21 protein-coding genes are annotated in these 20,770 nt (G+C 62.8%); 7 read left to right on the top strand and 14 right to left on the bottom strand.

Annotated elements, in window-relative coordinates; translation table 11 throughout:
• The first annotated feature begins 200 nt into the window (after positions 1–200).
• Complete coding sequence (locus AC0ZZU_RS07485; protein ID WP_158465362.1) at positions 201–674, top strand: glycine zipper domain-containing protein; 474 nt, start codon at positions 201–203, stop codon at positions 672–674.
• 55 nt (positions 675–729) lie between these two features.
• Here AC0ZZU_RS07485 and AC0ZZU_RS07480 read toward each other — a convergent pair whose 3' ends face one another.
• From AC0ZZU_RS07480 to AC0ZZU_RS07465, 4 genes are all read right to left on the bottom strand, one after another.
• Positions 730–1,161, bottom strand: a complete 432-nt coding sequence (locus AC0ZZU_RS07480) for an acyl-CoA thioesterase (protein ID WP_476339876.1) — start codon at positions 1,159–1,161, stop codon at positions 730–732.
• A gap of 144 nt (positions 1,162–1,305) precedes the next feature.
• Positions 1,306–2,847 (bottom strand): phosphoenolpyruvate carboxykinase, encoded by a 1,542-nt coding sequence (locus tag AC0ZZU_RS07475; RefSeq protein ID WP_476339875.1) that lies wholly within the window; start codon positions 2,845–2,847, stop codon positions 1,306–1,308.
• Positions 2,848–3,026: 179 nt separating this feature from the next.
• On the bottom strand, positions 3,027–3,926 hold the full coding sequence (hslO, locus tag AC0ZZU_RS07470; RefSeq protein ID WP_476339874.1) for an Hsp33 family molecular chaperone HslO: 900 nt from the start codon (positions 3,924–3,926) through the stop codon (positions 3,027–3,029).
• A gap of 143 nt (positions 3,927–4,069) precedes the next feature.
• On the bottom strand, positions 4,070–4,471 hold the full coding sequence (locus tag AC0ZZU_RS07465; protein WP_476339873.1) for an RNA-binding S4 domain-containing protein: 402 nt from the start codon (positions 4,469–4,471) through the stop codon (positions 4,070–4,072).
• 108 nt (positions 4,472–4,579) lie between these two features.
• Between AC0ZZU_RS07465 and rimB the strand changes: the two genes are divergently transcribed.
• Both rimB and rimK read left to right on the top strand, forming a co-directional pair.
• Positions 4,580–5,062 (top strand): retropepsin-like aspartic endopeptidase RimB, encoded by a 483-nt coding sequence (gene rimB, locus AC0ZZU_RS07460; RefSeq protein ID WP_476339872.1) that lies wholly within the window; start codon positions 4,580–4,582, stop codon positions 5,060–5,062.
• Positions 5,059–5,964: a 30S ribosomal protein S6--L-glutamate ligase gene (gene rimK / locus AC0ZZU_RS07455; protein ID WP_158461498.1), complete on the top strand. Its 906-nt coding sequence runs from the start codon at positions 5,059–5,061 to the stop codon at positions 5,962–5,964. The genes rimB and rimK overlap by 4 nt, the downstream gene beginning before the upstream one ends.
• Here the strand turns inward: rimK and AC0ZZU_RS07450 are convergent, their stop codons facing one another.
• Positions 5,965–7,278, bottom strand: coding sequence for an ATP-binding protein (locus tag AC0ZZU_RS07450; protein WP_158461499.1), 1,314 nt, complete (start codon positions 7,276–7,278; stop codon positions 5,965–5,967).
• 123 nt (positions 7,279–7,401) lie between these two features.
• Positions 7,402–8,142: an osmolarity response regulator transcription factor OmpR gene (gene ompR / locus AC0ZZU_RS07445; RefSeq protein ID WP_158461500.1), complete on the bottom strand. Its 741-nt coding sequence runs from the start codon at positions 8,140–8,142 to the stop codon at positions 7,402–7,404.
• A gap of 228 nt (positions 8,143–8,370) precedes the next feature.
• Between ompR and AC0ZZU_RS07440 the strand changes: the two genes are divergently transcribed.
• The 4 genes from AC0ZZU_RS07440 (at position 8,371) to AC0ZZU_RS07425 (ending at position 13,435) form a co-directional block, all read left to right on the top strand.
• Positions 8,371–10,695, top strand: a complete 2,325-nt coding sequence (locus AC0ZZU_RS07440; protein WP_476339871.1) for a Tex family protein — start codon at positions 8,371–8,373, stop codon at positions 10,693–10,695.
• The gene (locus tag AC0ZZU_RS07435; protein WP_476339870.1) at positions 10,695–11,078 is read left to right on the top strand and encodes a PaaI family thioesterase; all 384 of its coding nucleotides are present in this window, start codon (positions 10,695–10,697) and stop codon (positions 11,076–11,078) included. Before AC0ZZU_RS07440 ends, AC0ZZU_RS07435 begins: the two co-directional genes overlap by 1 nt.
• A gap of 153 nt (positions 11,079–11,231) precedes the next feature.
• Positions 11,232–12,809 carry a glutamate--cysteine ligase gene (gene gshA / locus AC0ZZU_RS07430; protein ID WP_476339869.1) on the top strand — a complete coding sequence of 526 codons (1,578 nt, stop codon included), beginning with the start codon at positions 11,232–11,234 and terminating at the stop codon, positions 12,807–12,809.
• The gene (locus AC0ZZU_RS07425; protein ID WP_476339868.1) at positions 12,809–13,435 is read left to right on the top strand and encodes a TetR/AcrR family transcriptional regulator; all 627 of its coding nucleotides are present in this window, start codon (positions 12,809–12,811) and stop codon (positions 13,433–13,435) included. The genes gshA and AC0ZZU_RS07425 overlap by 1 nt, the downstream gene beginning before the upstream one ends.
• Before the next feature lie 37 nt (positions 13,436–13,472).
• Here AC0ZZU_RS07425 and AC0ZZU_RS07420 read toward each other — a convergent pair whose 3' ends face one another.
• The 8 genes from AC0ZZU_RS07420 to AC0ZZU_RS07385 form a co-directional block, all read right to left on the bottom strand.
• Positions 13,473–13,688, bottom strand: a complete 216-nt coding sequence (locus tag AC0ZZU_RS07420) for a TOBE domain-containing protein (protein ID WP_027595183.1) — start codon at positions 13,686–13,688, stop codon at positions 13,473–13,475.
• 28 nt (positions 13,689–13,716) lie between these two features.
• Positions 13,717–14,529, bottom strand: coding sequence for an aliphatic sulfonates ABC transporter ATP-binding protein (gene ssuB, locus AC0ZZU_RS07415; RefSeq protein ID WP_476339867.1), 813 nt, complete (start codon positions 14,527–14,529; stop codon positions 13,717–13,719).
• The gene (ssuC, locus tag AC0ZZU_RS07410) at positions 14,526–15,323 is read right to left on the bottom strand and encodes an aliphatic sulfonate ABC transporter permease SsuC (protein ID WP_476339866.1); all 798 of its coding nucleotides are present in this window, start codon (positions 15,321–15,323) and stop codon (positions 14,526–14,528) included. Before ssuC ends, ssuB begins: the two co-directional genes overlap by 4 nt.
• Positions 15,324–15,333: 10 nt before the next feature.
• Positions 15,334–16,482 carry an FMNH2-dependent alkanesulfonate monooxygenase gene (gene ssuD, locus AC0ZZU_RS07405; RefSeq protein ID WP_476339865.1) on the bottom strand — a complete coding sequence of 383 codons (1,149 nt, stop codon included), beginning with the start codon at positions 16,480–16,482 and terminating at the stop codon, positions 15,334–15,336.
• Between the two features lie 60 nt (positions 16,483–16,542).
• Positions 16,543–17,508: a sulfonate ABC transporter substrate-binding protein gene (locus tag AC0ZZU_RS07400; protein WP_476339864.1), complete on the bottom strand. Its 966-nt coding sequence runs from the start codon at positions 17,506–17,508 to the stop codon at positions 16,543–16,545.
• A 90-nt stretch (positions 17,509–17,598) separates the two neighbouring features.
• Positions 17,599–18,192, bottom strand: coding sequence for an NADPH-dependent FMN reductase (gene ssuE / locus AC0ZZU_RS07395; RefSeq protein WP_476339863.1), 594 nt, complete (start codon positions 18,190–18,192; stop codon positions 17,599–17,601).
• A gap of 180 nt (positions 18,193–18,372) precedes the next feature.
• Positions 18,373–19,011, bottom strand: a complete 639-nt coding sequence (locus AC0ZZU_RS07390; RefSeq protein WP_476339862.1) for a peroxiredoxin — start codon at positions 19,009–19,011, stop codon at positions 18,373–18,375.
• Between the two features lie 161 nt (positions 19,012–19,172).
• Positions 19,173–20,501, bottom strand: a complete 1,329-nt coding sequence (locus AC0ZZU_RS07385) for an OprD family porin (RefSeq protein WP_476339861.1) — start codon at positions 20,499–20,501, stop codon at positions 19,173–19,175.
• Positions 20,502–20,770 lie beyond the last annotated feature (269 nt).

The raw sequence follows: 20,770 nt of genomic DNA, 5'->3' as shown, positions 1-20,770 counted from the left end.
TTGAGGCATGAAAAAAGCCCTGTCTGCGAGGATCAGGGCTTTGTCGCAAGTAATCTATGACACCTGAAAAGCGATTAAGTTTCATAGTGAAAACAGTAACTTACAAGATTGTGTACAACTTGTGCCGGTCGTCGGAATTTCGTTGCGAGCCTAACGATCCAGCCTCAGGATCGCCTCGTCATCCCTATGAGGCTCTCTCGATGAAGAAGTACTCCTCGATTCTGTTGTTGTCTCTCGGCCTGCTCAGTGGCGTTGCCTCGGCAGGTGGCACCACCGAAGCCGGTATTGGCGGCGCACTGGGTGGGGTACTAGGCTCGGTGGTCGGTCAGCAGATCGGCGGCAGCACCGGCGGCGCCATCGGCGCGGGCCTGGGTGGCGCGGCGGGCAGCGCGGTCGGCGCCGACAAGCGCCAGCGTGGCGAAGCGGCCATCGGCGGCGCACTGGGTGCCGCGGGCGGCAACGTCCTGGGCCGCAGCGTAGGCGGTACCAACGGTAGCTACATCGGTGCAGCCGCAGGTGGCGGCGCTGGTGGTGCGCTTGGCAACTACATGGGCAACAAGGCCGACGCCGACGATCGCCGCGATCGTCGTGGCTACGATGACCGTCGCCATTACCGTGACCGTGGTCATCACTACGGGCATCGCAAGCACAAGCGTAACTGGCGTCACCGCTAAGGCGTGATCGCTGGCGCTTGATAAAAAGGCCCTGCCCGTCCGGACAGGGCCTTTTTCATGCCTGCTGCAAAAGGGCCAGTGCCGACTGCAAGGTATCGGGCAGCGTCATGGGCATGCCGGTCTGCCGGTTGACGAATACCTGCACTATCTTGCCTGCCGCGCAGGCCTCCTCCTCTCCCGCGCGAAACAGCGCAGCCTGGTATTCCACCGTACTGCCAGCCAGGCGCGCCACGCGCAGACCCACCTCCAGCACCTCGGGGAAACCCGGCAAGGCGAAGAAATCCGCACCCGAACTGACCACGAACCCCGCTACGACGCCCTCTTGAAGGTCCAGGCCCGCTTGCTGATGCAGATAGGCGTGAATGGCGGTATCGAAGAAGCCGTGCACGGCAGGGCCCGCGATGAGGCCGTTCAGGTCGCTGTCATGGTAACGGGTGAGGATGGGATGGAAATGGGGAAAGTGGTGGCGCGCTGGGTGGTCTGTCAAAGCAGATCTCCATCAAGGCATCGCGGTCCCCGTAGGAGCGGCGGTGAGTAAAGTAGGGCGGCGAATAGGGTCCGGCGGTGGATAGAGTAGGACGGTGAATATGAAAAAGCCGCCCCGGAGGGCGGCTTTTCGATGCAGTCCAGCTTACAACTGCGGACCTGCCGACTTGATGGCGTCCGATACGTCGAACTTCTTGAAGTTCTCGGTGAACAGCTTGGCCAGGCCTTTGGCGGCCTCGTCGTAGGCAGCCTGGTCTTCCCAGGTGTTGCGCGGGTTGAGCAGCTGGGTATCGACGCCCTGAACGGCCTTCGGCACGTCCAGGTTGATGATGTCCAGGTGCTCGGTCTCGGTACCGATCAGGGCGCCGCTCTGGATCGCTGCGATCACCGCACGGGTGGTCGGGATGTTGAAGCGCTTGCCAACGCCGTAGCCACCGCCGGTCCAGCCGGTGTTGACCAGGTAGACCTTGGAACCGAAGCCGTTGATGCGCTTGATCAGCAGCTCAGCGTATTCGCCAGCCGGACGCGGGAAGAACGGCGCGCCGAAGCAGGTGGAGAAGGTCGACTTGATGCCGCCGCCCGAGCCCATTTCGGTCGAACCGACCAGCGCGGTGTAACCGGACAGGAAGTGATAGGCCGCCTGCTCGTTGTTCAGGATCGACACAGGCGGCAGCACGCCGGTCAGGTCGCAGGTCAGGAAGATGACGGCGTTAGGCTCGCCACCGAGGTTCTTCTCGGAACGCTTGGCAACGTGCTCCAGCGGGTACGCGGCGCGGCTGTTCTGAGTCAGGCTGACATCGGCGTAGTCGGCCTTCTTGGCGTCGTCGATAACGACGTTTTCCAGGACCGCGCCGTGCTTGATGGCTTTCCAGATGACCGGCTCGTTTTTCTCGGACAGGTCGATGCACTTGGCATAGCAACCACCTTCGATGTTGAACACCACGCCCTCGCCCCAGCCGTGCTCGTCGTCACCGATCAGGTAACGGCTTTCATCGGCCGACAGAGTGGTCTTGCCGGTACCCGACAGACCGAAGAACAGGGTCACGTCGCCTTCCTCGCCGATGTTGGCAGCGCAGTGCATCGGCAGCACGTCAGCGGCCGGCAGCAGGAAGTTCTGCACCGAGAACATGGCTTTCTTCATTTCACCGGCGTAGCGCATGCCAGCGATCAGCACTTTCTTCTGGGCGAAGTTGATGATCACGCAACCGTCGGAGTTGGTGCCGTCACGCTCTGGCTCACACTCGAAGTTGGCAACGTTCAATACCTGCCACTCATCACGGCCGGCTGGGTTGTACTGTTCCGGGTTGATGAACAGGCAACGGCCGAACAGGTTCTGCCAGGCAGTCTGGGTGGTCATCTTCACCGGCAGGTAGTGCTCGGCCGCTGCCCCTACGTGAACATGGGAAACGAAATGCTGTTGGGCGTTGTTGAACGCCTCGACGCGGTTCCACAGGGCATCGAACTTGTCGGCCGGGAACTTGCGGTTGATCGGGCCCCAGGCGATGGCGTCCTGAGTGGACGGCTCTTCGACGATGAATCGGTCAGCCGGCGAACGACCGGTGCGGTGACCTGTTTTCACGACCAGCGCGCCAGTTTCGGCCAGTTCGCCTTCACCGCGGTTCAGCGCTTCTTTTACCAGCTCATCGACGCTCAGGTCGGTGTACACGGTGCTATTGGCTTGCGTCATGAGATTCCCCATCCGGCCTGCGGCCGAGTGCTCCAAACGTTTTGTAGTTGTCTGTTTAAAACTACTACAGCGAAAAAAGTGGCCGGATTATGCCAGAAACGCCCAAAAAAAGTAGGGCCCTCCTGTCAGAACGGCGGTTTTCAGCCGTTCGACAGGAGCTTCTCCTGAGGTGAAACGATTCAGTGTCGAGTTTCTGACGGCTCGTCCGTTCCACCGCTGGCAAACAGTTGCGCGATATCGGTTGAGTCGAAGAAGTAACGCTCATTACAGAACTGGCAATCGATCTCGACCTGCCCCCCGCACTCTTCGACAAGGTTCAGCGCATCGGTGTGTCCGAGGCTGACCAGTGCGTTGCCAGAGCGCTCGCGCGAGCAGCTGCAGCGGAAGCGCAGCGGCTGGATATCGAACAGGCGCACGGCCTCCTCGTGGTAGAGGCGGTGCAGCAGTGTCTCGTTGTCGAGCGCCCACTCTTCTCCCTTGAGCGTCCTGCCAAGGGCGATGACATGCTGCCAGCTGTCTTCGCGCTCTTCTTCGTCGCGCTGGCGATCGACCGGCAGCTGTTGCAGCAGCAGGCCACGGGCACGCCCTTCGCTGGCGGTAAGCCAGAAGCGCGTGTTGATCTGCTGCGATTGCAGGAAGTAGTTGGTGAAACACTCCGACAGGTTTGCCCCGACCAAGTCGACGATACCCTGGTAACGCTGGCCCTTGACCGGGTCGATGGTGAGGATCAGCTCGCCTGCGGGCATCATTTGCTCGAGCGTCGAATCGGTGCCGATCTGTTCACCCTCGTAACGGGCCATGCCACGGATGTCCCGCTCGCTGGAGCATTCAACCATGAGCATCGGAATCGGGCCCTGGGACCGCGCCTGCAGCACCAGCAGGCCGTCGAACTTGAGCGTACCGACCAGCAGCGCGGCGGCCGCCATCAGCTCGCCCAGCAGCTCGGCCACCGGTTGTGGATAGGGATGACGGGCCAGCACTTCGCCGTAGCTGCGATCAAGCGCGACCCATTCGCCGCGGACATCGCGGTCGTCAAAGATGAAACGTTGGGTGAAATCGGTGTCTGGCAAGTCGTGCATGAGTTCTGACTGTCTGAGAGGAGTGACAAAAAGTGCAGGTTTCAGGAAAAGCCCGAAATAACGCTGATGCTATGAAATGGAGGCTGGTGCACCATTTTCCAAGTGTTGCCGGTCAGGTCGCTTGAGTGTAGTCCGCGCCGCGGCTAGTCGTAGCTACCGCGCAATTGATGAATCTGCCGGCGCTGCTTCTTGGTCGGCCGGCCATCGGTGGTCACCCCGACAGCGCCTGCCTTGCGCAACGCGGCCGCCTGCTCGCGGCGCTTGAGACTCTCGGCGGTTTCTTCATACAAGGTCTGGGCCTCGGGCGCCCCGCGCCGTACTACCGACAGCGCCTTCACCACCACGGTGCGCTCCTCGAAGCCGGTACGCAGGACAAACTCATCCCCCACCCGCGGCTCCTTGCCAGGCTTGCAGCGCTCGCCGCGGCAATGCACCTTGCCGCTCTCGATGGCGGCCTTGGCCAAGGCACGGGTCTTGTAGAAGCGCGCCGCCCAGAGCCACTTGTCCAGGCGGACCTTGTCTTCGTCGTCGGTCTTTTGTGCCATGGCATTTCCTCGAACGCTGTCTTTACGGAACTGTACTACCTTAACTTGCAGATGCAAAAAATCCGCGGCGTGCTTACAGTTCACAGAATTTTCCGCAGGTTGTGCATCGTGAAGACATTTGACCATCTGACTGTGATCGGCCTGCGCGAGTGGGTCGCGTTGCCCGGTCTCGGAGTCGCGGGCCTGCGCGCCAAGATCGACACGGGTGCCAGTACCTCAAGCCTGCACGCTACCGAGGTGGAAACCTTCGAACGTGATGGCGAGCCGTGGGTGCGCTTCAATGCGCACCTGGGCACGGTCGTGCAGCTGCGTCATCGCCGCTGCGAGGCGCCGCTGGTCACCATGAAGATCATCAAGAGCTCCAACGGCCATGCCCAGACCCGCTACGTGATCCGCACGCCCCTGGCGCTCGGTGACCGGGTCTGGCAGGTCGAGTTTACCCTGGCCTGTCGCAAGGCCATGCGCTACCGCCTGCTACTGGGCTCCAAGGCGCTGATCCATGGCCAGTTGGTAGTCAACCCCGGCCTCAAGTACGTTCAGGACAAACCGGCCTTCGTGGCCACTCTCCCCCCTTTCACAGGTGCTGCATGAAGATCGCTGTCCTGTCGCGCAATCCGCGTCTGTATTCCACTCGTCGCCTGGTCGAAGCCGGCACTCAGCGCGGCCATGAAATGGTCGTCATCGATACGCTGCGCGCCTACATGAACATCGCAAGTCACAAACCGCAGATTCATTACCGGGGCAAGCCGATGGAAGGCTTCGACGCGGTGATCCCGCGGATCGGCGCGTCGGTGACCTTCTATGGCTGCGCGGTATTGCGCCAGTTCGAGATGATGGGCGTGTTCCCGTTGAATGAATCGGTGGCCATCGCCCGCTCGCGTGACAAGCTGCGTTCGCTGCAGCTGCTGTCGCGCCGGGGCATCGGCCTGCCGATCACAGGGTTCGCCCACTCCCCGGACGACATCCCCGACCTGATCCAGATGGTCAACGGCGCACCGCTGGTGATCAAGGTGCTCGAAGGGACCCAGGGTATCGGCGTTGTGCTCTGCGAAACCACCAAGGCGGCGGAGTCGGTGATCGAGGCCTTCATGGGCCTCAAGCAGAACATCATGGTGCAGGAGTACATCAAGGAAGCCGGGGGCGCGGATATCCGCTGCTTCGTGGTGGGTGACAAGGTCATCGCCTCGATGAAGCGCCAGGCAAAGCCGGGGGAGTTCCGCTCCAACCTGCACCGCGGCGGCAGCGCCAGCCTGATCAAGATCACACCCGAAGAGCGCATGACGGCCATACGCGCGGCCAAGGTGATGGGCCTGAGCGTCGCTGGCGTGGATATCCTGCGGTCGAATCACGGGCCCTTGGTGATGGAGGTCAACTCCTCGCCAGGCCTGGAAGGCATCGAAGTCACCACCAGCAAGGACGTCGCCGGGATGATCATCGAACACCTCGAGAAAAACGGCGGGCCAAACCTGACCCGCACCAAAGGCAAAGGCTGATCAGACCGCGTCGCGCGGCAGCAGCAGGCCCAGGGGAAGTTTCACCCGGGCCTCGAGGCCGCCGCCGGAGCGGTTGCGCAGTTCGACATTGCCGCCATGCTGCGCGGCGATGCGCTTGACGATCGCCAGCCCCAACCCCGTGCCCTTGCCGCTGCGTGCCCGGTCGCCACGTATGAACGGGTTGAAGATGCCTTCGAGCTCCGCAGGGTCGATGCCCGCGCCGCGGTCCAGCACGCTGAGCACCACGTAAGGCGCACTGAAATCGCCCGACACATACGCCGCCACCTCCACGCCTTGGCCTGCGTGATACAGCGCGTTGCCGATCAGGTTGTTGAGCAGTCGCTTGAACGATACCCGGCGCAGTGGAAACGGTGGAATCGACTCCAGGCACAGGCGCACGCGCTCCTCGGGCTGGTTGAACGGCGCCACCACCTCCCGCACCAGGTCAGCCAGGTACACCTGCTCCACCGGCTCGTCGCGCCCATCACGGATAAACGCCAGGAACTGGTCGAGAATCGCGTCCATGTCCTCGATATCGCGGACCATGTCGTCGGTCAGGTCGTTGTCGCTGGGCAGCATCGACAGCGACAGGCGCAGCCGCGTCAGCGGCGTGCGCAGGTCGTGGGACACGCCGGCCAGCATCAGTTCGCGCTCGCGCCCCGCCTGCTCGACATCCTCGGCCATCTGGTTGAATGACCGGTAGACCTCTGTCATCTCGCTTGGCGTATCGCTGATCGGCAGCCTTACGCTGCGCCCCTGGCCCAGTTGCCGCGCGGCGAACACCAGGCGCTTGAGCGGCTGGTTGAGCTGGCGCACGAAGATCCACGCCGAGGCCGTCGACAGCAGGCCGATGGCCAGGAACCAGCCCAGCACATTCCAGATTTTCTGCCCGCGCAGCGGGTGCGGGTACAACGGCACCTTCAGCCAGCCATCGCCCAGGCTCGGCGCATTCACCCACAAGGCCGGCGGCGCGTGCACGCGCAAACGGACCTCGGTGTCCTCGCCAAGCTCGGCCTGCATCTGGCGCTGGTAGATCTCGCTGTAGGGCCAATGCTGCTCGCCTTCCGGCACGCCGGAGCCGACCACGCGGATCAGCCCGGCGGCTTCGGCAATGCGGTCGCGGTTTTCTTCATCGGCGGCCCAGTAGGCGCGCAGGGTCAGGGCCACGCCGTGGCTGTACTGGCGGTCGACCAGCACATCCTCGTTCATCAGCAGATAGACCAGGGTCAGCGCCTTGGAGAACAGGACGACGATCAACACCAGCCAGAGGGTGCGGGCGAAGAAGCTCTGGGGGAACCACAGGGGCGTTTTCATCAAGAACAGCTACACAGTACAAGCGCGAGCGCGGCTCGCTGGCTTTGTAGGCCCGTTCCAGACGAAAACAGGGCGATCCATGGGATCACCCTGCCGCCGTGACGCGAGCCTGCAGACGAAATATCACTTGCCGGCATTGCCATCCGGCACGAAGACATACCCCACGCCCCAGACTGTCTGGATATAGCGAGGCTTGGACGGGTCAGGCTCGATCATGCGCCGCAGGCGTGAAATCTGCACATCGATGGAGCGCTCCAGGGCGTCCCATTCGCGGCCACGGGCCAGGTTCATGAGCTTGTCGCGGGTCAACGGCTCGCGGGCATGCATGACCAGCGCCTTGAGCACGGCGAACTCGCCGGTGGTGAGCATGTGCACTTCGTCACCGCGCTTGAGTTCGCGGGTGGCCAGGGACAACTGGTAGTCGCCGAAGCTGACCGTTTCGTCCTCGCTGCCTGGCGCGCCCGGCACGCTTGGCGCCTGGCGGCGAAGTACCGCCTTGACCCGTGCGACCAGCTCATCGGGGTTGAACGGCTTGGCCAGGTAATCGTCGGCGCCCAGTTCGAGGCCTTTGATGCGGCTGAGCTCGTCACCCTTGGCGGTGAGCATGATGATAGGGATGTTGTTGTTCGCCGCGCGCAGGCGGCGGCAGGCAGACAGGCCATCTTCGCCGGGCAGCATCAGGTCGAGCACTACCAGATTGAACACCTCGCGCGACAGCAGCCGGTCCATCTGCTCGACGTTGGGCACGGCGCGGGCGCGATAGCCCTTGCTGGTGAAGAACCGCTCCAGCAGGCTGCTCAGCCCGGGATCGTCGTCGACGATCAGTATCTTCTCGCCTTCGGCGTTGTTTGCAGTGCTGGTCATTGAAAACTCCTCTGATCTCGGCGCGCATTATGGCGTAGCCACGTTGGATCGTGCCGTGTGCATTGTTAGCAGATTTTTCCCGTGGTGCCACTGTTGCCCACCCGGGATGGCCTGCCGCCATCACCGCAAGCAGGACATGGCGCGTATAATGCGCCGCTTTCATCCAGCGTCGCCGGCACCCGGTGCCCACCCGCGGCCTCAAGCATTCACAATTTTTCAGGTGGTTTTATGGACAGCATCAACAGCCGTATCGCCGAGGAACTGGGCGTTCGCCCGCAGCAGGTCGAGGCGGCCGTGTCGTTACTGGATGAGGGTTCGACCGTGCCTTTCATTGCCCGTTACCGCAAGGAAGTCACCGGCAGCCTGGACGACACCCAGCTGCGCCACCTGGAAGAACGCCTGCGCTATCTGCGAGAGCTCGACGACCGTCGCACGAGCATCCTGTCGAGCATCGAGGAACAGGGCAAGCTGACCCCTGAACTGGCCCGCGAGATCAAGCTGGCGGACACCAAGACCCGCCTCGAAGACCTTTACCTGCCGTACAAGCAGAAGCGCCGCACCAAGGGCCAGATCGCCCTGGAAGCCGGTCTTGGCGAACTCGCCGACGGCTTGTTCAACGATCCGCAGCTATCCCCCGAGACCGAAGCCGCCCGCTTTGTCGACGTGGACAAGGGCGTGGCCGATGTCAAGGCCGCGCTGGACGGCGCCAAGTACATCCTCATGGAACGCTTCGCCGAACACGCCGGCCTGCTCGAGAAGCTGCGCGGATTCCTCAAGCACGAGGCCGTGCTGACTGCCCGCGTGGTGGCCGGCAAGGAAGAGGAAGGCGCCAAGTTCCGCGACTACTTCGCCCACGACGAGCTGCTGCGCGGCGTGCCTTCGCACCGCGCGCTGGCGATCTTCCGTGGGCGCAACGAGGGTGTGCTGAGCGCGTCGCTCAAGGTCGGCGAAGAGCTGCCCGGCGCTCTGCACCCGTGCGAGCTGATGATCGGCGAGCACTTCGGTGTGGCGAACCGCGACCGCCCGGCCGACAAGTGGCTGGCCGAGGTCGTGCGCTGGACCTGGAAGGTCAAGCTGTACACCCACCTTGAAACCGACCTCTTCGGCGAGCTGCGCGACAGCGCCGAAGCCGAGGCGATCAACGTCTTCGCCCACAACCTGCACGACCTGCTGCTGGCCGCTCCGGCAGGCCCGCGTGCCACCCTGGGCCTGGACCCTGGCCTGCGCACCGGCTGCAAGGTGGCGGTGGTCGACCGCACCGGCAAGGTGCTCGACACCGCCACGGTCTACCCGCATGTGCCCCGCAACGACTGGGACCGCACTCTCACCGTGCTCGCCGCCCTTTGCGCCAAGCACTCGGTCGAGCTGATCGCCATCGGCAACGGCACCGCCAGCCGCGAGACCGACAAGCTGGCCGCCGAGCTGATCAAGAAGTATCCAGCCTTGCAGATGACCAAGGTCATGGTTTCCGAGGCCGGCGCTTCGGTGTATTCGGCTTCCGAGCTGGCGGCCCGTGAATTCCCGGACCTGGACGTCTCGTTGCGCGGCGCTGTATCGATCGCTCGCCGCCTGCAGGATCCGTTGGCGGAGCTGGTGAAGATCGACCCTAAATCCATCGGCGTCGGCCAGTACCAGCACGATGTCTCGCAGGTGAAGCTGGCCCGCGGCCTGGACGCGGTTGTCGAGGACTGCGTGAACGCCGTCGGCGTCGACGTCAATACCGCCTCGGTGGCGTTGCTGACGCGCATCTCCGGCCTCAACGCCACTCTGGCGCAGAACATCGTCACGCACCGGGACACCCACGGCGCCTTCGCTACCCGCGCCGCCCTCAAGAAAGTCAGCCGCCTGGGCGAAAAGACGTTCGAGCAGGCAGCGGGCTTCCTGCGCGTGATGAACGGCGACAATCCGCTGGACGCCTCGGCGGTTCACCCGGAAGCCTACCCGCTGGTGCAACGCATCGCCGCCCAGACTGACCGCGACATCCGCTCGCTGGTTGGCGACAGCGCCTTCCTCAAGCGCCTGGACCCCAGGAAATACACCGACGAGACCTTCGGCCTGCCGACCGTCACCGACATCCTCCAGGAGCTCGACAAGCCGGGCCGCGACCCGCGCCCCGAGTTCAAGACCGCGTCCTTCCAGGACGGCGTCGAAGACCTCAAGGACCTGGAGCCGGGGATGATCCTCGAAGGCGTGGTGACCAACGTCACCAACTTCGGCGCTTTCGTCGACATCGGCGTGCATCAGGACGGTCTGGTGCATATCTCGGCGCTCTCGGAAAAGTTCGTCAAGGACCCGCGCGAAGCGGTCAAGGCCGGTGACGTGGTCAAGGTCAAGGTCATGGAAGTCGACATCCCGCGCAAGCGAGTCGGCCTGTCGATGCGCATGAGCGACACCCCGGGCGAGAAGGTCGAGGGCAACCGCGGTGGCCGCCCGCAGGGTGGTGGCGGGCGTCAGCAGCAACAGGCACCGGCCCGCCAGCGTGAAAGCGCTCCGGCGGCCAACAATGCCATGGCCTCGCTGTTCGCCAACGCCAAGCAGTTGAAGAAGAAGTGATGCCGGTGCCTGATGACCTCGTCCAGAGCGCCTTCAGCCAACTGCTGGGCTGCCGCCTGCTACGCCTCGAAGAGGGCGTTGCCGAGGTGGCCTTGGCGCTGGAGCCGCAATTGCGCAACCGTGGCGGCAAGCTGCACGGCGGGGCGATCTTCAGCCTGGTGGACATCGCCATGGGTCTGGCCTGCTCCAGCAGCCACGGCTTCGACCGCCAGAGCGTGACCCTGGAATGCAAGATCAACTACCTGCGCGCGGTCAGCGAGGGCGAAGTGTTGTGCACCGCCCGGGTGCTGCATGCCGGGCGCCGCACCCTGGTCGTCGACGCCGACGTGCTCCAGGGCGACAAATTGATCGCAAAGGCTCAGGGAACCTTCGCCCAGCTCTAGCTCACAAACGGGTATCTGCGGTATTTTCGGCAGTGTGATGGCACTGCCGGAACCGCGTAAACCAGGCGACAACGCCAGTTCCTCTCCTACTACCCTTGTAGACCGTTATTTCTACCCCCATATTGGGGCGACTGACGCGTGAAGGAATACATCTTGAGCAAACTCCTCAACCGCCGCCTGAGCCTGCTCGGCGCCAATCTTCCCCTGCTCAAGCAGTGCCTGCACGGCATTGAGCGCGAATGCCTGCGCGTGACCGAGGACGGTCGCCTGGCCCAGACCCCGCATCCCGATGCGCTGGGTTCGGCCCTGACCAACGAACAGATCACCACGGACTACTCCGAGTCGCTGCTGGAGTTCATCACCCCGGCCCTGAGCGACCCGGCGCTCACCCTCGAAAGCCTCGAACAGATCCATCGCTTCGTCTACAGCAAGCTTGGCAACGAGTACCTGTGGAGCCCGTCGATGCCCTGCCCGTTGCCGGCCGAGGAAAACATCCCGATCGCCGAGTACGGCACCTCCAACATCGGCCGGCTCAAGCACGTCTACCGCAAGGGCCTGGCCCTGCGCTACGGCCGCACCATGCAGTGCATTGCCGGCATCCACTACAACTTCTCGCTGCCTGAACAACTCTGGCCGCTGCTGCGCGAGGCAGAAGCCAGCGAGGGCAGCGACCGCGACTACCAGTCGGCGGCATACATTGCCCTGATCCGTAATTTCCGCCGCTACAGCTGGTTGCTGATGTACCTGTTCGGCGCCTCGCCGGCGCTGGACAAGGGCTTTCTTCGCGGCCGTCCGCACCAGCTCGAGGTGTTCGACGCGCAGACCCTTTTCCTGCCCTACGCCACCAGCCTGCGCATGAGCGACCTGGGGTACCAGAGCAATGCCCAGGCCGGCCTGACGCCCTGCTACAACGACCTGGCCAGCTATACCGACAGCCTGCGCCAGGCGGTTGCGACGCCGTATCCGCCGTATGTCGAAGTGGGCACGCACAAGGATGGCGACTGGGTGCAGCTGAACACCAACATCCTGCAGATCGAAAACGAGTACTACTCCAATATTCGTCCCAAGCGCGTTGCCTACACCGGCGAGCGGCCGATCCAGGCGCTGATGGCCCGTGGCGTGCAGTACGTCGAAGTGCGATGCCTGGACATCAACCCGTTCCTGCCGGTGGGCATCGACCTGCCGCAGTCGCGCTTTCTCGATGCCTTCCTGTTGTTCTGCGCGCTCGAAGACAGCCCGCAGCTGGGCGATGGCGAATGCGCTGCCTGCAGCAGCAACTTCCTCAGCGTGGTGAAGGAAGGTCGCCGTCCAGGCCTCGAGCTGCAGCGCGATGGTCAGGCGGTTACGCTCAAGGCCTGGGCCAGCGAGCTGTTGGCCCGGATCGAACCGCTGGCCACGCTGCTCGACCAGGCGCATGGCAGCGACGAGCACGCCAAGGCCCTTGGCCTGCAGCAGGCCAAGGTCGGCGACCCCTCGTTGACCCCGTCAGCGCAGGTACTGGAGAAGATGACCGAGCACAAGGAGGGCTTCGCACGCTTCTCGATGCGTCAGAGCCAGGTGCACGCGGAGCATTTCCGGGCCGCGCCCCTGCAGCCTGCCCAGCAGCATGCTTTCGAGACCGTCGCGCGCGAATCGCTGGCCGAGCAATCCAGGCTCGAGCAGCAGGAAGTGGGTGATTTCGACCTGTTCGTCGGCGCCTACCAGGCCAGCATCCTGGCCATCAGCAACTGATGACCCGCCCTGCCAGCAATCGCAAGCCCCGCGCCAGCAGCCAGGCCAGGATCGACTCGATCCTGGCGGCGGCGCGAACGCTGCTGGCGGACGAGGGTGTTGCCAGCCTGTCGATCTACAGCGTTGCCGAGCGGGCGCAGATCCCGCCGTCCTCGGTGTATCACTTCTTCGCCAGCGTCCCGGCGCTGCTCGAGGCACTGACCAGCGACGTGCACCGTGCCTTTCGCGCCTGCCTGCAAGCGCCCATCGACAGCCAGGCGCTGAACACCTGGCACGACCTGTCGCGCCTGGTCGAACAGCGCATGCTGGCAATCTACAACGAGGATGCCGCCGCCCGGCAACTGATCCTTGCCCAGCACGGACTCAGCGAAGTCCTCCAGGCCGACCGCCAGCATGACATCGAGCTTGGGGACCTGATGCGCAAGGTATTCGAGCAGCATTTCCAGCTGCCGGTGATGCCTGGGGATGTGGAGGTATTTGCCTTGGCGATGGAGCTGGGCGACCGGGTGTATGCGCGGTCGGTGCAGCTGCATGGCGTGATCACCCCGCGCATGGCCGAGGAAGGGCTGCGGGTGTTCGATGCGTATCTAGGCTTGTACCTGCCGCTGTACCTGCCCAAACGCTGAGGCCCTCGGGTTGCCATGCAACCCGAGGGTTCATCCATCACAACTTGGCGATGGACACCTCAGTGGATTTCACGAAGGCGATCACTTCACTGCCCACCTGCAGCTCAAGCTCGCGTACCGAGCGGGTGGTGATGACGGAGGTGACGACACCCGAGGCAGTCTGTACGTCGATTTCGGACAGGACCGGGCCTTCCAGGATCTCCTTGACGGTGCCTTTGAACTGGTTGCGGACGTTGATCGCTTTGATAGTCATGGTTGTATTCCTTTTCGCTCGATGGGATTCAGTGCGCCCAGCGCAGTTGCGTGGGCAAAGGGGCTACAGGCTCCGGCTCGGGCGCATTGCCTGGGTCGGACAGAACACGGTTGAGAACTTCGCTTTCAAGGGCAGCCAGGCGATGAGAGCCCCGCGCCCGCGGCCTTGCCAGGTCGACCAGCAAGTCCAGGCCTACCTCACCGTCTTCGATGAGAATGACCCGGTCGGCCACGGCGACCGCTTCGCTCACGTCATGGGTGACCAGCAGGACGGTGAAGCCATGCTGGCGCCACAGGCGTTCGATCAACTGCTGCATTTCGATGCGGGTCAGGGCATCGAGTGCGCCCAGCGGCTCGTCGAGCAGCAATAGGCGCGGTTGGTGAATCAGGGCACGGGCCAGGGCCACACGCTGTTTCTGGCCACCCGACAGTGCCGCCGGCCATTCATTGGCGCGGTCGGCCAGGCCTACCGCCTCCAAGGCCTCCAGGGCGCGTGGGCGCCAGTTGCCAGCAAGGCCGAGGCCGACGTTGTCGATCACCTTCTTCCACGGCAGCAGGCGCGCGTCCTGGAACATCAGGCGGGTTTCCTCTCCGGCCTGCGACAGTGGCGCGGCACCTGCCAGCAACTGGCCGCCGGTCGGCTTGTCGAGGCCGGCCAGCAGGCGTAGCAAGGTGCTCTTGCCGCAACCGCTGCGCCCGACGATGGCAACGAACTGGCCAGCAGGAATGTGCAGGTCGATGCCCTTGAGCACCTCGCGCTGGCCGAATGCCTTGCGCACACCCTGCACCGCCAGGGGAATGCCACGCAGCAGGCGTGGCGGCTGTTGCTTGAGCACGGTCATGCTCCCTCCCTCCTGGCAGGTTGATAAGCCGGGTGCCAGCGCAGCCACACACGCTCCAGGCCACGGGCAGCGAGGTCGGCGAGCTTGCCGAGCACGGCATAGAGGACGATGGCCAGCACCACCACATCGGTCTGAAGGAATTCGCGGGCGTTCATCGCCAGGTAACCGATGCCGGCATTGGCCGAGATGGTTTCAGCGACGATCAGCGTCAGCCACATGAAGCCCAGGGCGAAGCGCACGCCCACCAGGATCGAGGGCAAGGCACCCGGCAGGATCACCTGAGTGAACAGCGAGAAGCCCGACAGTCCATAGCTGCGCGCCATTTCCACCAACGCCGGATCGACGTTGCGGATGCCGTGGTAGGTATTCAGGTAGATCGGGAACAACGTGCCCAGCGCGACCAGAAAGATCTTCGCCGACTCGTCGATGCCGAACCACAGGATCACCAAGGGAATCAGCGCCAGGTGCGGCACGTTGCGGATCATCTGCACCGAACTGTCGAGCAAGCGTTCGCCCCAGTTCGACAAGCCGGTGATAAAGCCCAGCACCAGGCCGATACTGCCGCCGATGACAAAGCCCAGTGCGGCTCGCCAGCCGCTGATCGCCAGGTGCGACCAGATTTCGCCACTGCGCACCAGCTCGACCCCGGCAGAGACCACCGCGCTTGGCGCGGGCAGGATGCGTGTCGACAGCCAGCCTGCGCTGACCGCCAGTTGCCAGACCGCCAGCAGCAGCACCGGCAGGGCCCAGGGCGCCAGGCGGTGTGACCAGGATGATGAAACAGAACGACTCATGTGCGCTTCCTCAGCTCTGTGCCGCAGCTCTGGGCAAGATGTCGTTGGCCACCATCTCGCCAAACGGGCTGACGTAATTCGCGCCGTGTGGCTGCTCCGGACGGTTGATCTCCAGGTGCGGGAACAACAGCTCGGCCACGCGGTACGACTCTTCGAGGTGTGGATAACCCGAGAAAATGAACGTATCGATGCCCAGGTCCGCGTATTCCTTGACCCGCGCCGCTACCGTCGGGCCATCGCCGACCAGCGCCGTGCCAGCCCCGCCGCGCACCAGGCCAACGCCTGCCCACAGGTTTGGACTGACCTCGAGGTTGTCGCGGTTGCCGCCATGCAAGGCGGCCATGCGTTGCTGGCCGACCGAATCGAATCGCGCGAGCGAAGCCTGGGCGCGCTGGATGGTGTCATCGTCGAGGTGCGAAATCAGGCGGTCGGCCGCCTGCCAGGCTTCGGCATTGGTTTCACGCACGATCACGTGCAGGCGGATGCCGAAGCGTACGGTACGGCCCTGCGCGGCGGCCTTGGCACGTACCTGCTCGATCTTTTCGGCCACTGCCGCGGGTGGCTCGCCCCAGGTCAGGTACAGCTCGACCTGCTCGGCGGCCAGGTCCTGCGCCGCTTCCGACGAGCCACCGAAGTACAGCGGCGGCCGTGGCTGCTGGACGGGCGGGTAAAGCAGCTTGGCGCCCTTGACCTGAATGTGCTGGCCGTCATAGTCGACAGTTTCCCCTTCCAGCACGCGGCGCCAGATACGGGTGAATTCCACCGAAGCCTGGTAGCGCTCTTCGTGGCTCAGGAAAAGACCATCGCCGGACAGCTCCTCAGGGTCGCCACCGGTAACCAGATTGAACAGCGCGCGACCGTTGGAAAGGCGGTCAAGCGTCGCCGCCTGGCGAGCCGCGACAGTGGGTGAAATGATCCCCGGGCGCAGGGCCACCAGGAATTTCAGGCGTTGGGTCACTGGTATCAGCGACGCTGCCACCAGCCAGGAGTCCTCGCATGACCGTCCGGTAGGGATCAGTACGCCACCGAAGCCGAGACGGTCGGCAGCCTGGGCGATCTGCTGCAGGTAGCCGTGATCCACCGCGCGGGCACCTTCGGAGGTGCCCAGGTACTTGCCGTCGCCGTGTGTGGGAAGAAACCAGAAAATATTCAGGCTCATTGGAGTTGTCTCCTCAAGGATGGCTCAGACCGAGGCGGCGCCCCGGCGCAGGCGAAACAGTCAGGGCGCGATGGCGACCTTGGCCGGGGGTGTCCAGATCACATCCTTGATGCTCAAGGGCTTGGGGATGAGCTTCAGGGTGTGGAAGGTATCGGCGATCTTCTGCTGCGAGGCGATCACTGCCGGGGTCAGTGGCGCAGCGCCGTAGCCCTGGCGCTTGACGGAGGTCAGGGTGATGTCGGCGGGCAGCCCCAACAGCGGCCCGACTTGATCGGTCACCTCCTGCGGGTTGGCCTGGGACCATTCGCCTATGGCACGCACTTCGTCGATCACGGTGTTGACGACCGCCGGATGCTGGGTGGCGTAGTCGCGGGTGGCCAGGTAGAACTGGTGATTGTCGACCAGGTCCTTGCCGTCTCTCAGGGTGCGGGCCTGCAGCTGCTTCTCGGCAGCGGCCTGGTAAGGGTCCCAGATAACCCAGGCATCGACGCTGCCACGCTCGAAAGCGGCGCGGGCATCGGCCGGCGGCAGGTACACGGGCTGGATATCGGTGTATTTCAGGCCGGCGTCTTCAAGGGCGCGGACCAGCAAGTAGTGGACGTTGGAGCCTTTGTTCAGCACGACCTTCTTGCCCTTGAGCTCCTTGACCGACTGGATCGTCGAGCCCTTGGGCACCAGGATGGCTTCGCTGTGCGGCGCAGGTGGCTCGTAGGCCACATACAGCAGGTCGGCGCCGGCGGCCTGGGCGAACACAGGCGGGGTTTCGCCGGTCACGCCGAAGTCGATCGAGCCTACGTTGAGCCCTTCGAGCAGCTGGGGGCCGCCGGGAAATTCGGTCCATTGGACCTGGATGCCCTGGTCGGCAAGACGCTTTTCCAGCGTGCCCTTGGCCTTGAGCAGCACCAGGGTGCCGTATTTCTGATAACCGATGCGCAGGCTCTCGGCCTGAGCTTGGGTAATGGCGCCGAAGGACACAGCCGCCGCAAACAGGGCGACCAGACCGCGACGCAAGAAGACTGTGCGCATGGCGCTCTCCTGCGAATGGGGTTCGGGTTGCACCTGCTTGCCCGTTGGCGGGCGAGTAAGGTGGAAAAACGGTGGAGCGTGGGTGCCGGCTCAGATGCTCCAGCGGGCGCTGAGCAGGCGTTCGTTGAGTACCCCTGGGGCCACGGGCTTGGGCCGTCGAGCCAGGGCAATGTGAAACAGTTCGAGCGATTCCTGCAGGCGTTGCTCCAATCCCGCGGCAAGCTGTGCGGGTCTGGATCCCTCGCCGTAGGCGATCTGGCTGTCGTCAGCAAAGATCCCCTGCAGCGTTTCCTGTGCCTTGAGTGCCGACAGCACCGGCTTGAGCGCGTAGTCCACCGCGAGCATGTGGGCGATGCTGCCGCCGGTTGCGATCGGCAGTACCACCTTGTGTTCCAAGGCCCGCTCAGGCAACAGGTCGAGCAGGGTCTTCAAGGCACCGGCGAATGAAGCCTTGTACACCGGTGTGGCGACGACCAGGCCATCGGCCTGTTCGACCAACTGCAGGAAGTGCTGCACTCTGGGGCTGTCGAAGCGGGCATGGAGCAAGTCCTCGGCCGGGAAGTCCCGTACCTGGAAGCTCACCACCTCCACACCTTGGCTCTGCAACCACTGCTTCGAACGGTCCAGCAACACGCCGGAGCGCGAACGAGTACTTGGGCTACCGCCGAGGGAAACAACCAGCATGACGCTCTTCCTTGGGTTCGATGGAGTGACATTAACAGTCCAGACATATATCTAGAAATCATATTTTTTCATTTGTTTATAACCAAAATGCTAAGGCGCATCGTTTTTTCCATCCATAAAAAAGGGCCGTCGAAACGGCCCGAAGATCCCTGCTATGGCTAAGAGCAATACAACAAGAATTCAGCGATTGGGTTGAGGTGTGAGGCGCAGGTATGGCCTGACTGCGCGGTAGCCGCGCGGGAAGCGTTGCTTGATCTCTTCCTCGTCCTTGAGCGACGGCACGATCACCACTTCGTCTCCGTCCTGCCAGTTGGCCGGCGTGGCCACCTTGTGGTTGTCGGTCAGCTGCAGTGAATCGATCACCCGCAGAATCTCGTTGAAATTCCGGCCGGTACTGGCCGGATAGGTGATGGTCAGACGCACCTTCTTGTTCGGGTCGATCACGAACAGGGAGCGTACGGTCAGGGTATCGTTGGCATTGGGATGGATCAGATCGTACAGGTCCGAGACCTTGCGGTCGGCATCGGCGATGATCGGGAAGTTGACCACGGTGTTCTGGGTTTCGTTGATGTCATCGATCCAGCGATGGTGCGAATCGACCGGGTCGACCGACAGTGCGATTGCCTTTACCCCACGCTCGGCGAACTGGTCCTTGAGCTTGGCGGTAAAGCCCAGTTCGGTGGTACACACCGGCGTGAAATCGGCTGGATGGGAGAACAGCACACCCCAGCTGTCGCCGAGCCATTCGTGGAAGCGGATGTTACCGACGCTGGATTCCTGTTCGAAATCGGGGGCGATGTCGCCGAGTCTGATGCTCATGGGGTGCTGGCTCCTTGGCTGTGTGCTTCATGGACTTCAATGTGCCTGCATCGGCAAAAAAATAAAAAGAATAAATACCAATTTATCTATAACCACATCGCATATTGAAACGCAGGTAAAAAAAAGCCTCGCATCAAGCGAGGCTCTCTTTCTCAATACGCTTACAGGAAGTTGTAAGTGTAGTTGAAGATCAGACGGGTCTGGTCCTGGTCCGCCAGGGAGTTGCCGCCGCTGCCACGGTACACACCGTGGCGCAGGGAAGTACCCAGGCCTTTGAACGTACCTTGCTGGATGACGTAGTCGATACGTGCATCACGTTCCCACTCGTTGTACGTGCCGTTGCCGTTGGTGTTGCGCACGTCGTCGCCACGCAGATAGGAAACCGATGCTTTCAGACCAGGTACACCCAGGCGCGCGAAGTCATACGAGTACTGACCGAAGGTGGTGTTGGCACCGGCCTTGGCGAACTGGTTGATCATGCTGTCGGTGAACAGGTAGAAGCTCGCGCCGGCGTTACCTTCAGGACGGCCGTTGCCGTCGACCACGTTGCCCTGGTTCAACCAGACGAAACCACCGTCGTCGCTGACCCGCTGGTGACCGAGCATCAGCGCATGGCCACCCAGGGTGTAGGTGAACATGGCGCTCCAGGTCTTGTTGTCGACCTCGCCTGCGTTCTTGGCATAACCGCTGTTGTTGTTGAAGCGGTAGCCGGCGTCGCCGTTCTTGCCGTCGCTGCTGCTGTCGAAGTAGCGCAGGTCAGTCTTGAACGACTGGTCTTCGGAGATCGGGTAGACATGTACCAGACCCAGGAAGTGCTGTTTGTAGAAGTCTTCGAGGTTCGAGTAGTAGTACTGCAGGGTCAGGTCTTTGGTGACCTTCCAGTCTGCACCGCCGTAGCGGAACTTGTTGCTGTCCTCTGTGGCACCTGCCACGGACAGACCAGTACCGTTGCTCGACGCACGGCCCATCGCGTGGGTCAGCTGGCCGGCGTTGATGGTCAGGCCGTCGATTTCCTTGGAGGTGATGGTGCCGCCTTCGAAGGTCTGTGGCAGCAGACGACCGTCGTTGGAGACCAGGATCGGCAGGGCCGGAGCCAGAGCGCTACCGAAGTGCGCCTCGGTCTTGGAGAAGCGTGCCTTGGCATTACCGCCGATACGCGACCAGTCGTGGACAGCGGAGCCGTCCGAGTCACTCGGGAAGAACGAGCTGTTGTCCGGGTGATGGCCACGTCCGCCATCCAGGTGAATACCCCACAGGGCCTGGACATCGACACCAAATCCGACGGTACCCTGGGTGAAGCCAGACAGGTAGTCGAGCTTGAAGCCTTGACCCGACTCACGGTTGTCGCTTCCGCCATCACGGTTATCGTTGTCGAAGTACATGGTGCGCGAGCTTACCGACAGCTTGCTGTCTTCGATAAAACCTGCGGCGGCTGCCTGTTGGGACAGAACCCCCAGTGCCACGGCCAGAGCCAGGCTGGACTTGTACATGTTTTGCTCCTCTACGTTCTAATTCTTGTGTGTCGCGGAAGGCGGGGTCTTGTGCCCTGCTCATTCGTCGATGGCGATTTAGCACCAAGATGCGACCAGTCAGTCAATCGTTACTTTTAATTTCACGACCTTGGTCTAATACGCGGCCGGGATGACAGGATAATGACAATCCTATAAATCCAGAATGATTGTTTAACACAATTTTCAGATTATTCAGGAATAACCATGGAACGATTGATACCGGAGGTTGTATCGGCACCCCCTCTCAT

The sequence above is a fragment of the Pseudomonas sp. JE3303 genome (assembly GCF_056312565.1).
This window is presented reverse-complemented; position numbering and strand designations above follow the sequence as displayed.

Bases quoted from the DNA above. Each gene is read 5' to 3' on its own strand.
- AC0ZZU_RS07485 (WP_158465362.1), top strand. From the start codon at position 201: ATGAAGAAGTACTCCTCGATTCTGTTGTTGTCTCTCGGCCTGCTCAGT.
- AC0ZZU_RS07475 (WP_476339875.1), bottom strand. From the start codon at position 2,847: ATGACGCAAGCCAATAGCACCGTGTACACCGACCTGAGCGTCGATGAG.
- hslO (WP_476339874.1), bottom strand. From the start codon at position 3,926: ATGCACGACTTGCCAGACACCGATTTCACCCAACGTTTCATCTTTGAC.
- AC0ZZU_RS07465 (WP_476339873.1), bottom strand. From the start codon at position 4,471: ATGGCACAAAAGACCGACGACGAAGACAAGGTCCGCCTGGACAAGTGG.
- rimK (WP_158461498.1), top strand. From the start codon at position 5,059: ATGAAGATCGCTGTCCTGTCGCGCAATCCGCGTCTGTATTCCACTCGT.
- AC0ZZU_RS07450 (WP_158461499.1), bottom strand. From the start codon at position 7,278: ATGAAAACGCCCCTGTGGTTCCCCCAGAGCTTCTTCGCCCGCACCCTC.
- ompR (WP_158461500.1), bottom strand. From the start codon at position 8,142: ATGACCAGCACTGCAAACAACGCCGAAGGCGAGAAGATACTGATCGTC.
- AC0ZZU_RS07440 (WP_476339871.1), top strand. From the start codon at position 8,371: ATGGACAGCATCAACAGCCGTATCGCCGAGGAACTGGGCGTTCGCCCG.
- AC0ZZU_RS07435 (WP_476339870.1), top strand. From the start codon at position 10,695: ATGCCGGTGCCTGATGACCTCGTCCAGAGCGCCTTCAGCCAACTGCTG.
- AC0ZZU_RS07425 (WP_476339868.1), top strand. From the start codon at position 12,809: ATGACCCGCCCTGCCAGCAATCGCAAGCCCCGCGCCAGCAGCCAGGCC.
- AC0ZZU_RS07420 (WP_027595183.1), bottom strand. From the start codon at position 13,688: ATGACTATCAAAGCGATCAACGTCCGCAACCAGTTCAAAGGCACCGTC.
- ssuB (WP_476339867.1), bottom strand. From the start codon at position 14,529: ATGACCGTGCTCAAGCAACAGCCGCCACGCCTGCTGCGTGGCATTCCC.
- ssuC (WP_476339866.1), bottom strand. From the start codon at position 15,323: ATGAGTCGTTCTGTTTCATCATCCTGGTCACACCGCCTGGCGCCCTGG.
- ssuD (WP_476339865.1), bottom strand. From the start codon at position 16,482: ATGAGCCTGAATATTTTCTGGTTTCTTCCCACACACGGCGACGGCAAG.
- AC0ZZU_RS07400 (WP_476339864.1), bottom strand. From the start codon at position 17,508: ATGCGCACAGTCTTCTTGCGTCGCGGTCTGGTCGCCCTGTTTGCGGCG.
- ssuE (WP_476339863.1), bottom strand. From the start codon at position 18,192: ATGCTGGTTGTTTCCCTCGGCGGTAGCCCAAGTACTCGTTCGCGCTCC.
- AC0ZZU_RS07390 (WP_476339862.1), bottom strand. From the start codon at position 19,011: ATGAGCATCAGACTCGGCGACATCGCCCCCGATTTCGAACAGGAATCC.
- AC0ZZU_RS07385 (WP_476339861.1), bottom strand. From the start codon at position 20,501: ATGTACAAGTCCAGCCTGGCTCTGGCCGTGGCACTGGGGGTTCTGTCC.